Source organism: Corynebacterium sp. NML140438, assembly GCF_001875725.1.
Classification (GTDB): domain Bacteria; phylum Actinomycetota; class Actinomycetes; order Mycobacteriales; family Mycobacteriaceae; genus Corynebacterium.
In genome coordinates this window covers 50,575-62,489 of the sequence record NZ_MLCQ01000010.1, presented here as the reverse complement: position 1 = coordinate 62,489, position 11,915 = coordinate 50,575, and the positions used below count along the sequence as shown (strand labels likewise).

9 protein-coding genes and 2 pseudogenes are annotated in these 11,915 nt (G+C 64.1%); 5 read left to right on the top strand and 6 right to left on the bottom strand.

Features of this window, described 5'->3' with window-relative positions; translation table 11 throughout:
• Positions 1 to 42: 42 nt before the first annotated feature.
• Positions 43 to 1,470, bottom strand: a complete 1,428-nt coding sequence (locus tag BJP08_RS01930) for an ATP-binding protein (protein WP_071568006.1) — start codon at positions 1,468 to 1,470, stop codon at positions 43 to 45.
• Between the two features lie 75 nt (positions 1,471 to 1,545).
• Between BJP08_RS01930 and BJP08_RS01925 the strand changes: the two are divergent.
• Both BJP08_RS01925 and BJP08_RS11830 read left to right on the top strand, forming a co-directional pair.
• A pseudogene (locus BJP08_RS01925) lies at positions 1,546 to 2,787 on the top strand (glutaminase); the annotation flags it as partial.
• A gap of 36 nt (positions 2,788 to 2,823) precedes the next feature.
• Positions 2,824 to 3,201, top strand: a pseudogene (locus tag BJP08_RS11830) (SRPBCC domain-containing protein); the annotation flags it as partial.
• 222 nt (positions 3,202 to 3,423) lie between these two features.
• Here BJP08_RS11830 and BJP08_RS01920 read toward each other — a convergent pair.
• Entirely contained in the window at positions 3,424 to 5,553 is a 2,130-nt protein-coding gene (locus tag BJP08_RS01920) for a hypothetical protein (protein ID WP_071568005.1), read from the bottom strand.
• 33 nt (positions 5,554 to 5,586) lie between these two features.
• Positions 5,587 to 6,162 (bottom strand): TetR/AcrR family transcriptional regulator, encoded by a 576-nt coding sequence (locus BJP08_RS01915; RefSeq protein ID WP_071568004.1) that lies wholly within the window; start codon positions 6,160 to 6,162, stop codon positions 5,587 to 5,589.
• A gap of 50 nt (positions 6,163 to 6,212) precedes the next feature.
• On the opposite strand from BJP08_RS01915, the gene BJP08_RS01910 reads away from it, so the two are divergent.
• Positions 6,213 to 7,382, top strand: coding sequence for an alpha-amylase family protein (locus tag BJP08_RS01910; protein WP_071568003.1), 1,170 nt, complete (start codon positions 6,213 to 6,215; stop codon positions 7,380 to 7,382).
• Positions 7,383 to 7,385: 3 nt separating this feature from the next.
• Here BJP08_RS01910 and BJP08_RS01905 read toward each other — a convergent pair whose 3' ends face one another.
• Together BJP08_RS01905 and BJP08_RS01900 are read right to left on the bottom strand one after the other, a co-directional pair.
• Positions 7,386 to 7,925, bottom strand: a complete 540-nt coding sequence (locus BJP08_RS01905; RefSeq protein WP_071568002.1) for a hypothetical protein — start codon at positions 7,923 to 7,925, stop codon at positions 7,386 to 7,388.
• Between the two features lie 41 nt (positions 7,926 to 7,966).
• Entirely contained in the window at positions 7,967 to 9,286 is a 1,320-nt protein-coding gene (locus BJP08_RS01900; RefSeq protein ID WP_071568001.1) for a M20/M25/M40 family metallo-hydrolase, read from the bottom strand.
• A gap of 51 nt (positions 9,287 to 9,337) precedes the next feature.
• Between BJP08_RS01900 and BJP08_RS01895 the strand changes: the two genes are divergently transcribed.
• Together BJP08_RS01895 and BJP08_RS01890 are read left to right on the top strand one after the other, a co-directional pair.
• Positions 9,338 to 9,925 (top strand): TetR/AcrR family transcriptional regulator, encoded by a 588-nt coding sequence (locus tag BJP08_RS01895; protein WP_071568000.1) that lies wholly within the window; start codon positions 9,338 to 9,340, stop codon positions 9,923 to 9,925.
• A 14-nt stretch (positions 9,926 to 9,939) separates the two neighbouring features.
• Positions 9,940 to 10,563: a TetR/AcrR family transcriptional regulator gene (locus BJP08_RS01890; protein ID WP_083428347.1), complete on the top strand. Its 624-nt coding sequence runs from the start codon at positions 9,940 to 9,942 to the stop codon at positions 10,561 to 10,563.
• 6 nt (positions 10,564 to 10,569) lie between these two features.
• Here the strand turns inward: BJP08_RS01890 and BJP08_RS01885 are convergent, their stop codons facing one another.
• The gene (locus BJP08_RS01885) at positions 10,570 to 11,862 is read right to left on the bottom strand and encodes a dicarboxylate/amino acid:cation symporter (RefSeq protein ID WP_071567998.1); all 1,293 of its coding nucleotides are present in this window, start codon (positions 11,860 to 11,862) and stop codon (positions 10,570 to 10,572) included.
• Positions 11,863 to 11,915 lie beyond the last annotated feature (53 nt).

The window sequence follows — 11,915 nt, the reverse complement described above, 5'->3', positions numbered from 1 at the left end:
CATACCACCCAACATCCCACATGTGGGATGTTATGTGGGATGTTATGTTGCGCGGTAGCGCTGGTGGGGGCTCTTATGTGGCTCCGTTCGCTCCGCATCACCCGCATCTACCAGGCGATTCAGCGCATTTTGGACCGCGGTTCGGCTCAGCTGTGTCTCCGCCACGAGCTCGGTAGTGGACCAGGATTCCTTCGTGGCAAGGAGATCTTTCACTTGGTCGATGGCCGTCCCGTGCCGCTCTGCCGCGATGATTCTGCGCTTGTGGAAGGTGATCGTGAAGTGCGTGAGCGAGTTCGCATACGTCGGTGGGGGCATGAGCGCTTTGGCAAGCGCCTGCTCGATCACGGCGATTCCGGAGCCACGGTTTTCCGCGACGGGCCCGCCGTCGTCAAAACGGAGCTCTTCCAGGAACGTAGAAAGCCGCTGGTTGCGCGAGTTGCTGACCCCGGCGTCGCCGAGGTTCTCCGTGGTGACGCCACCGTAGAGGCCGCCGGGATTCGTGATCTCCAGACGGTCGACGAACATCATTATCTGGACCTGGCCGCCGCGCGCGGCGGGGGAGTAGTCGCGGTGCATGACAGCATTGACCAGCGCCTCGCGTACTGCCTCCACCGGGTAGTCCGGCATGTCTTTCCTGTACACATCGCCAATGACGCTCGCGGTGCGCATGTTCTTCTTCACAAGTTCGACGCCCGCTTCGACCATCTCGGGAATCGTGCCGGTGAGCGTCGCGTTGTCCAGGAACCGAATCCCTTCGGCGACTTCCCCGATCTCAGTGCCGGGTAGAAGGGTAAACGTAATGGTTAGGCGTGGGAAGAACTGCTGCGGGTACTCGCCCATGGTGAGAAGCGCAGCGAGTGTGGGATGCTCACCGTCGAGGATGCGGAGGCGCTGCATTGCCGTCACATCACCTTGCTTGAAGGTGCGTGGCCGCAGTGATTTCTGGTGAGCAAGGTAGGGGGTGAGCAGGTCGGTATCCAGGTCGTCAGGAGAGGCGTCTGTCACTGGCTCTTCATCCCACGTTGGTTGGGTGCGTTCCTCGAGCAGACGATCGATTTCGTAGGACTCGAGGCGCCGCTCGCCCTCGCCGGTGCGGGTGAAGCTGCCCTTGTACATCCCCCGTTCCTTGACGTAGCAGGGCTGCTCGCGCGGGGGAAGGGCGGGCACCTCGACGACTATAATCGCCGACCCCTCGAACGGCACCGGCGTTACGAGCGGCCGAAGCACCGGAGAAAGCTGGTCACAGCGCGACGCGATCGCATCCTGGGCGCGCTGCGCATCGAACCCATCAACCGGAGTGAAAGAGGCGTCCTCGCTCAATCCAACGAGAATCACCCCACCCCGCGTATTCGCAAACGCGGAGAGCGTCTCCAGAATGCTCTTCCCGACGTTCGATTTCACCTCAACTTGCGGTGTCTCACCAACCAACCGCAGATCTGCGACGATCTTCGATACTTCTGCTACCTGCATAAACTCAACATACCACCCAACATCCCACATGTGGGATGTTATGTGGGATGTTATGTGGGAAGTAAGCTGGTCGGCATGCCAACCCCAGTGCCTGCGTACCTCGATAAGATCCTCGACCTCGTCCGCGACGACGACGCCGGAGAGCCCGCCGACTACATCGAGTCGCTGCGCACCGCCGACCCAAACAAGCTCGGCCTCGCCGTGTGCACCACGTCCGGCCACCTCTACTCCGTCGGCGACGACAGCTACGAGTTTTCCATCCAGTCGATCTCGAAGCCGTTCGTGTACGCCCTCGCACTCGAGGAACTCGGCGCCCAAGAAGTACACAAGGTTGTGGGGGTTGAGCCCTCCGGGGAGGCCTTCAACGCCATCTCACTTGACGACGCCACCAACCGCCCCTCAAACCCCATGATCAATGCGGGCGCCATCGCCGTGAACCAACTCATCAACGGGGCGGATTCGAGCGTCGAAGACCGCGTCGAGAAGATTCGGTCGTTCTTCTCCCGGCTTGCGGGCCGTGAGCTGCGCATCGACCAACATATCCTCGAGGACGAGCTGGCCACCGCGCACCGCAACCTGTCCATCGCGCACCTGCTTCGGGAGTTCGGCATGGTCCAAGACCAGGCCCACGACGCCGTGAACTCCTACACGCAGCAGTGCTCCATCCTGGTCACCGTCCGCGACCTCGCCGTCATGGCCGCCACCCTGGCAAACGGCGGCGTCCAGCCGATCACCGGCGAGCGCATCATGTCCGCGAAAGCCAGCCGAGTCACCCAAGCCGTGATGACGTCCGCCGGCATGTACGACGGCTCCGGCCGCTGGATGGTCAATGTGGGCATCCCCGCCAAGTCGGGTGTGGCCGGTGGCCTCATCGGGACGATGCCGGGGCAGCTCGGCATCGCGTCGCTCAGCCCTCGCTTGGACAAGCAGGGCAACTCGGTACGCGGCGTGAAGATCTTCCGCGAGCTGTCCGAATCCCTCGGCCTCAACCTGATGAGCGCCGACTACTACGCGGCGCCAGGGATCCGGACGGTGGATCGTCGAGAAGCAAAGACGGTCGTGCAGCTCCAGGGCATGATCAACTTCACCGCCGCCGAGAAAATCCTCCACGACCTCGGCGAATACCGCCTCGCCGGCAACCGCCTGGTCCTCGACGTCTCCCACGTCACCTCCTTCAACAAGGCCGGCCGCCTGCTGATTAAAGAAGGCATCAAGCAGATCCGCGACCAAGGCTTCGACGTCTCCATCTACGACCCCGACGGCGCCATGCCCGACTACGAATTCTCCGACGGCACCAAATTCCGCGCCGTCAAAGACTTCTCCACCTCCTTCGAAGTCCCGGCGAGCCGCACCGAAGTCTTCCGCGCCATCACGAGGCCGCAGGAGTGGTGGGACGAAACCATCGAAGGCTCCGCCGACACCGCCGGCGGCGAATTCCACTTCCAAAACGACGACCAATTCGCCGAGCTCTACGTCTCCGAAGCCGAGCAAGGCGACCGCCTGGTCTGGCGCGTCGAACCCACCGGCAACCTCCTCGAGGACCCCGAGTGGGACGACACCGACATCATCTTCGAACTTGAAGACGCCCCCGACGGCGACACCCGCGTCAAATTCACCCACCGCGGCATGCACCCCCACGAGGACGGCTACGAGGAGGCCGCCGCCGACTGGAAAGCCCGCCTCCGCGACAAGCTACAGCCGCTCATCAAGCGCGAGAGCAAGTCTGAGTAGGTTTTCTATCTTTTCTTAGGGAGCCAGTGACAAAGGACGCAACCTCAAACATCTAGCACATTTACTACCACGGTATTCGAACGGCTAGACAGATTGGGGTTGCGTCTTTTGTCACTCACTCCGGCTGGGGTGACACCAAATCCCCCCATGCGCTTTCCGCGACCTGGGCTTTCCAAACTAGCCTGGCGCTAAGCGAAAACAAGGAATCTGGTGCGCACTTCGCTACATCTTCGGCAGCCGCACGCCCGGAATCAGGTCCGCGTACGCCGCACCGCCGAATCCAAGCGCCAGCAGCAGCGGCAGGATCAGCCACAGCCAACTACTTGTCGACGGCCCCTCCGCCTGCTGCGTAGCTTCTGGCGTCTGCGCGGTTGTCCGCGGCACGGAACCTCCCGGCCTTGTTGCAGGTACCGAGGTTGCCGCGGACTGCTTCGCCGACGGCTCCGCCGCCTCAGTTGTCCGCGCGGCGGACACCTCGGACGAGGTTGCTGGGACGACGGTTACCGTGGACAGCTTTGCTGAAGTAGTTGTCCGCGCGGCGGAATGATCAGCGGCCGATTCAGTCGTTTCGGTTGTCCGCGGCGCGGAACCTTCCGGCTTCGTCGCAGGTACCGAGGCTGTCGCGGACTGCTTCGTTGACGGCTCCGGCACCTCGGTTGTCCGCGCGGCGGACACCTCGGACGAGGTTGCTGGGACGACGGTTACCGTGGACAGCTTTGCTGAAGTAGTTGTCCGCGCGGCGGTCACCTCGGTTGAGGTTGGGGTAGCCGTTGTTGCTGGTGCTGAGGTTGCCGCGGACACTTCGGTCACGGTCGTTGGTGAGACCTCAGCCTCGGATGCCTCGGACGGCTTGGCCGTCTCAGATTCAGGCTTGTTGATGTACTGCTGCAGCAGCTTCTGCAGATCGAGCATGTCCTGCTCGAGTTTCTTTGCTTCGTCGAGGTTCTGGGTGAGCTCGTCGATATCGATTTGGTCTTCGGGCTCGGCGGAAGTGTCTGCGGGTTCGACGGTTTCGGTAGCCTCGGGTGTCCGCGGGGCGGACTCCTCCGAAGCTACGGTAGACGTTGTCGCTGGTGTTGAGGTTGCCGCGGACAGCTCGGTGGTTGGCTCGGCGGCCGGCTCAGAAGCTTCGGGCTCGGCAGGCGCTTCAGGTTCCGACGGTTCCGGTGTCCGCGCGGCGGAATCCTCGGTCGGCCCGGCAGCCGCTGAAGGCTCGGCAGCCGCAGAAGGTTCGGCAGCCGCCGAAGGCTCCACCGTCTCAGAAGGCGTCTCAACCTCCGGTGTCTCCACGGGGGCGTTCTTCAGATCTTCCAGCGCGGCGGCCTTGTCGGCGATGCGTTTGGTGGCGTCGGCGATGTCGTTGTCCGCGGCGCGGAGGGCTCGCTCGAGTCCCCACTTGTCGGCGTTGTGCCAGAAGCCGGTGAATGGGTTGCGTTCTTGCCATCCGGTGAGTGCGGCGAGGTTGGCTTCGATGTTGGCTTTGCGGTGGGTGGCGGCTTCGAGGGTGCTGTTGGCGAACTCGAGCTGTCGAGAAGCGTCGTCGATGTTGGTGGGGGTGGTGGCGTCGTAGCGGTCGGCGCCGTGGCCCTCATGTGAAGGCGTTTCCGCTTCGACGGTTTCGAAGAGTTCGATGGAGCGCTTGATGTTGTCCAGGCGTGCCTGTTCGAGGTCGAGTTTGGCTTTGCGGGCGTCGCGACGGTTCTTCAGGCCCTCGAGTTCCTTGGTGTTGGAGGGGGCGAGCCAGCTGAACCAGCTGGAGTCGACTTCTTTTTTGCGTTTGGTGTAGGCGGAGTCGGCTTCGTCGAAAAGTGCTTGGCGCTTGGCGACGGTTTCCTGCTGCGCGGTGATGCTCTCGAGTGCTTCGCGCAGGTTGGTGGGCAGGGCGACGGGTTTGGTGTCGGCTTCGGGGGCGTCTTCGTAGGCGGAGGGGTCTTTGCCGTTGAAGTCCTCGAGCTGCTTTTTGGTGACGGCGAGCGTTTTGCGGGCGGCGTCGAGGGAGGTTTTGGTGGTGCGGACGAGGAGTTCGGCGGAGTCGACGAGGAGTTTCTGCTGGTCGTATTCGGCTTGCTTGGCCTTTTTGTTTTCTTCGCCGATGGCGAGGACGACGCCCCAGCGTTTCATTTCCATGAGGGCCTGCGCGCCCTTGAGCGCTAGCTCGGCTTTCCATAGTTGGGATTCGAGTTCGGCGACTTTGGCTTCGCCCTTTTCGACGAGCCCCTGCAACGCCTGCCCGCCGAGGCCGAGGATGCCTTGGGCTTCGGCGTAGTGGGCGGTGGGGTTGATGGTGGCGGGGACGGTGACGGCGGTGCCGGTGAGGGCGACGACGAGGGCGCCGGAGGTCAACTTGTGCATGCGCAAAGCTTAGGGGATAGACCTCTCGAAGTACTACTTCTGTGTAGCGTCGAGTGCCCCCGTGAGTGCGCCGATGGCGGTGTCGATGATGTCGTCGCGGTCGGTGGCGGGGCAGCCTTCGTCGACCCAGTCGATGCAGACGGCGTCGAGGAAGCCGAGCATCCCGGAGGCGGCGCGTGCGGCGTGTTCGTCGTCGCGGCCGAGCAGGGTGCAGAGCGTTTCGACGGAGGCGTCGCGCATCTCAATGCGCAGGTTGATGGCTTCGGTGGGTTCGGCGCCGCCGCGGCGACCGGCGAGCCACACGAATGGGTGCTCGGCGACGTGGTTGAGGTAGCGCTCCAGGGTGCTGCGCAGGGCCTCGTGGGTGTCGATTTTGGGGTCGAGGTGGTCGTCGAAAAGCGGTTGGGAGTGTGCTTTGAGGAAGGCGGTGTAGAGCCCGGCCTTGGAGTCGAAGTAGTGGAAGAGGAGGCCCTGGGAGACGTGGCAGGCGTCGGCGATGTCCTGGGTGGAAACTTCCACGTAAGGTGTGGTGGAGAAGATGTCCGTGGCAGCGGCGAGGATTTCTTCCTGGCGTTGCTCGACGCTGAGCCTCCGTCGTTGTTGAGTCATGGACACCACCCTACAGTACTGAGTTTTGCTCAATAGAAAGTGTGAGGAACTTGTCCACGTCAGACATCATCTGGTGGCACGTCTACCCCCTGGGCGCCACCGGCGCACCGATCCGTGAGGAGCACGACGCAGCGCCGCGCCTGCGGCAGCTCGAGCCCTGGCTGGACTACCTGATCGAGCTCGGCTGCAATGGGCTGCTGCTCGGCCCGATCTTCAAATCGGTGTCCCACGGCTACGACACCCTTGACCACTTCCAGATCGACCCGCGCCTGGGCACCAACGAGGACTTCGACCACCTGATGGCCGCCTGCCGCGAGCGTGGCATCCACGTGATGCTCGACGGCGTGTTCAACCACGTCGCGCGCACCCACCCGCTGGTGGCGCAGGGCCTGGCCGGCGACACGGACTGGGAGGGGCACGGCGAGCTGGCCACCCTCCACCACGAGGACCCGCGCGTGGCGGACCTGGTCACCGACGTCATGTGCTACTGGCTCGAGCGCGGCATCACGGGCTGGCGCCTAGACGTGGCGTACTCGGTGCCGCCGGAGTTCTGGCGCACCGTCCTGGCGCGTGTGCGCGAGCGTTTCCCGGACGCGCTCTTCCTGGGGGAGGTCATCCACGGCGACTACGCGGAGATCGCCGCCGCCGGCACCCTGGACACCGTCACCCAGTACGAGCTGTGGAAGGCCCTGTGGTCCTCCATCAAGGACGTGAACTTCTGGGAGCTTGACCACGCGCTGGGCCGCCACCGCGATTTGTGCGAGCACATGGTGCCGAACACGTTCGTCGGCAACCACGACGTGGACCGGATTGCCTCGAAGGTGGGGCAGGACGGCGCGCTCGTGGCCACGGCGCTGCTCATGGCGCTGCCCGGCATGCCCAGCATCTACTACGGCGATGAGCAGGGCTTCGAGGGCCTGCGCGGGGAGGGCTTCGCCGCCGACGACCCGGTGCGCCCGCCGCTGCCAGCCAGCCCCGCGGAGCTTTCGAGCCTGGGGCAGTGGATTTTCGAGGAGCACAAGAAGCTCATCGCTTTTCGACGCAACCACCGCTGGCTCGAAACCGCCACCCTCGAGGTGACCGACAAAACAAATGAGGCGATCACCGTGGCGCTCGAATCCGGTTCGGAGCGCGCGACGGTGACCGCCTGGCTGGATCCCGCGCCGGGCGTGCGAATCACGGCCGGGGGCGAGACCTGCTACGAGTGGTCTGCTGTCTAGCCGCTAGAACGGCAGGGAGGAACCCGCTGTGTGCTTGGCCAGCAGCTCCTGGACGATGACGGCCAGGTCCGGCAGGCGCAGCGTGACCGCGCCCGCGACTGGGACGTCGAAGGTGGGCACGTTGGCGGGGGCCAGCGTGATCACTGGTGTGCCTTGCGGCGCGGGTGTGGGAGCCGGTGCGGGACCTGGGGTCGGTGCGGGAGCAGTCTGCTGCGCTGGGCGGGCCGGCTGCTGCGCAGGTTGCTGCTTGTTTGCAGCCGTGCCGGTGGTGCCGCGCAGTCCGCAGCGGTTGGCGGCTTCTTCTACGCGGCCGAGCGCGGCCTGGATCTGTGGGCCGCGGCGGTCGAAGGCCGCGATGGTCTGGGCCTGGCGCTTCTTGGTGTTGAAGTCGGCGTCGTTGGTCCAGTAGCGGGATGCCTGGTCGCAGGAGATCTGGCCTGCGGGCAGTTTGGCTAGGGCGTCGTCGATGGCGTCTGCGCCTGCCACGCCGGTTGAGAGCGTGGCGGCCATGAGCGCGGTGAGTGTGGCTGTGCGAATTTTCATGCCCGCCAGTATGTCACACCAGCCCCATCTGTCACACCCGTTTAGGCGCCGAGGAAGCGTCGGAACAGGCTGCGGTAGGCGTCCACGGTGAGGTGCACGTCCTCGATATCCACGTATTCGTCGTGGCCATGCAGCAGGTCGAGCACCTGGCCCAGGTGGCGTTCACGGGCGTGCAGCGCGAAGCCGTAGCCCACCCCGCCCTTGCGGCGCGCGAAGCGCAGGTCCGAGCCGCCGGTGGCGATGGTCGGGACCACCACCGCGTCGGGGAAGAACTCGGCGTAGGTGTCACAAATGGCCTCGTACAGCGGTGAGTCGGTGGGGGAGATGGTGGCGTCCTCGGTGATGAGGTGCTGGATCTCCACCTCGTCTGCTAGGTCGCCGAGGGCTTCGCGCAGCTGCTCGTCGATCCACTCCTGGCTCTGGCCGGGCAGTGGGCGGATGTCCAGTTCCATGTACGCCATGGACGGCAGCACGTTGATGGCCTCGCCCGCGCGCAGCACCGTCGGTGCGATGCTCAGGTGGCTCATGGCGTGCGAGTAGCGCGCCAGGTCGCCGAGCGCCTCGTAGCCCTCGCCGTGTAGCAGGGCGGCCTCGGTCTCGGGGTCGAACTTCCAGGCGCGGATGTAGTCCGGCCAGGGTTGCTCCGTGGTCACGGAGGGCTGCACCGAAGCGATGCGGCGGGCAACCTCCCCGATTTTGGTGACGGCCATGTCGCGGCCGTGCGGGGCGGAGCCGTGGCCCGCGTCCCCGCGCACTACGAGGCGGCGCTGCGCCGCACCCTTCTCGCCAATGACGACGACGATCGCGTCCGAGCCGTCACGCACCGGCAGGTGGGAGCCGCCCTCCTCCGAGAGGCAGTTCTTCCAGCTAAACGGTTCCGGGTCCAGCTGCGAGAGGTACCCGGCGCCGAGCCCGCCGCGTGCCTCCTCGTCCGCCACGCCCACGAAGGTGAGCGTGCCGCGCGGGCGTTTCCCGCTCAGGGCCACGTCGCGGGTGGCTGCGGCCATCGCTGCGGTGATGTACAGCATGTCGGTGGCGCCGCGGCCGTAGAGTCGGCCGTCGATAATCTCGGCGCCGAAGGGGTCCTTGGTCCATTGCTCCTTATCGACGGGCACTACGTCCGTATGCCCGAGCAGTGTGAGGGGCTCCGCAGTCGGGTCGGTGCCTTCGATGGTGAACGCGATTGATACTCTCCCAGCTGCGGGTTCAAACTTTTGAACACGCACGGGAGTGCCTTCGAAGAACGTTTCGAGGGCGGCGGCGTTGCGGTATTCTCCCCCCGAAGTAGGGGTAAGGTCGTTGACACACGTATTTTGGAGGAGTGTTCGTAATAGGTCCACTGTTGCGCTATGTAGGTCCATGACTGGCATAGTAGGTGTTTTGTGGTCGATTGAGAGAGGAGTTGGTGTCCGATGGCGAGAAGGGAACGCAGCCAGGACCCTCGCGCTGTGAAGACGCGAAACGCAATCATCAACACAACCACTGAGCTGTTGAATGAGAACCGCGTTGAGGACATTACGGTGTCCCAGATTGTGAACCAGGCTGGGATGAGCCGCCAGGTGTTCTACGAGCACTTCAAGGATCGCGGTGCTGCTGTCAGGGCTGCCATTCAGCGGGCGCTGGCGCCAGCGGTCAACGATTATATCGATACATACAACAAGACCCATGAGATGCCGCAGGCGTTGCAGGCACTGTTCACACAGCTTGCAGAGGTGCGCGGTCTGCTGCGCAATGTGCTCAACGGCCCAGCGCACGCAACGCTGATGGCGTGCTTTACGACGCCAGAGATGCCCATGCTGCACGACATGGTCAACTCGATCCGCACCGAGGTCACCCCGATGACCGACGAGGAGGCAGCCGACGTGGCTTCCTACCTGTGCTCGGGCGCGTTCTCGATCTTTATGAAGTCGGCGACGGAGTCCGAGAATTATGAGGAAGCCGTCAAGCGCGCGATGAGTGTGTTCGGAGTGTTTGGTAGGGCGATGAGCCTGCCTCAGTGAGGTATCCTGCTGGTATGACATCACGCGAACTTAGTATGGATCCGCGCGCGGTCCGTACGCGTACGGCGTTACTTGGCGCGACGAAGGAGCTGCTGCTTCACTACCGGGTGGATGAACTCTCGCTGTCCCAGATTGTGAAGTATGCGCAGGTGAGCCGGCAGGCGTGTTACGAGCACTTCCACGACAAGGACGCACTCATCCTGGCCGCGGCCTGCGAGATCTGCCTGCCTGCTTACCAGGCGTTCGTCAATGACATCGTGATCGACGAGACGTACCCCGATCAGGTGGAGTGGCTGGTACATCACCTGGGGCGCTACGACAAGGCGGTCAAGCACCTGATTAACTCCTCGGTGCATGGTCGGCTCAACGAGAAGATCTGCCAGATCCTGACGGATGCCTACCTGAAGAAGATCTTTGCGCAGATCGAGGCGGGTAACCCTATCGAGTTGTCGGAGGAGACGCTGCGCGACACTGCCCGCTTCCTGGCGGCGGGCACGCAGGACATCCTGATTGACGGCATGCTGCGCGACCGCGAGAACGATGAGACCGCTCAGCGTGTGGAAAACGTTCGCGCGGCGCTCGAGCTTGTGATCGGAGCGCTACGCGCGACGGGTGGCGGGGCGGATATCGAGCAGTAGGTCTCGCTAGACCCGCTGTGGAGCTGGGGCGCCGTTGTGTGCGGCGTCCCAGATTTTTTCGTCCAGGATGCCCTCGCGCTTCGACACGACGGCGGCGACGACAGCCTGGCCGGTGACGTTGACGGCGGTGCGACCCATGTCGATGATCGGCTCGATGGCCAGCAGTAGACCCACGCCCGCCAGCGGCAGGCCCAGGGTGGACAGCGTCAGGGTGAGCATGACGGTCGCGCCGGTGGTGCCCGCGGTCGCCGCGGAGCCCAGCACCGCAACGATCACGATGAGCAGGTAGTCCATCGCACCCAAGTCAACGCCGTAGAACTGTGCGACGAACAGTGCCGCGATCGCCGGGTAGATGGAGGCGCAGCCGTCCATCTTCGTGGTAGCGCCGAGTGGCATGGCGAAGGCCGCGTACTCGCGCGGCACGCCCATCGATTCCTCGACGGTGCGCTGGTTCACCGGCATCACGCCCATCGAGGAGCGCGTGACGAAGCCGAGGGTAGTCACCGGCCACACGCGGCGGAAGAAGCCGACCACCGGCACCTTATTGACGGCCAGCACAGCCGGGTACAGCACAAAGATCACGAGGGCGAGACCCACGTAGATCGCCAGCACGAACTGGCCGAGGTTGCCCAGCGCCTCCCAACCGTAGGTGGCAACCGCCTTACCGATGAGCGCCGCCGAACCAATCGGGGCAAGCCGGATGATCCACCACAGCACCACCTGGATAACCTCCAGGAACGACGCGGAGAACTGCAGGAACGGCTCCGCCGCCTTGCCGGCCTTGATCGCGGCCACGCCGATAAGTAGGGAGATCACGAGGATCTGCAGCACGTTAAAGTTCACCGAGGCGCTCGTCTCCGAGACCTTCACGCCCAGGCCGAAGAAGTTCGACGGGATGACGGTGTTGAGGAAGCCGAGCCAGGAGCCGGAGCCGCTTGGTTCGGCGGCGGAGGAGGCGTCGACAGACGAGTTCGCGCCGGGCTGCATGACGGCGCCGACGATGATGCCGATGACCACCGAGAAGAACGCCGTGATGGCGAACCACAGCAGGGTCTGCCAGGCGAGGCGCGCGGCGTTGGTCACCTTCCGCAGGTTCGCGATCGAGGTGACCACCGCGGTGAACACGAGCGGAGGGATGAGCAGCTTTAGCAGCTGCACGTAGGCGCTGCCGACCCAGCTCAGCGTTTCGCTGAGCCAGGTGATGTCGTTAGCCGCGGCAACGAGGCCGAGGATGAGGCCGATGATCAGGCCGGCGATCACTTGGGCGCCGAACCCAGTCATCCACTTTGGAAGGTGCATGAAGTTCTCCAGGTGTAGATTTATAGACTAATCGGTACTAAACGAAGCTAAAT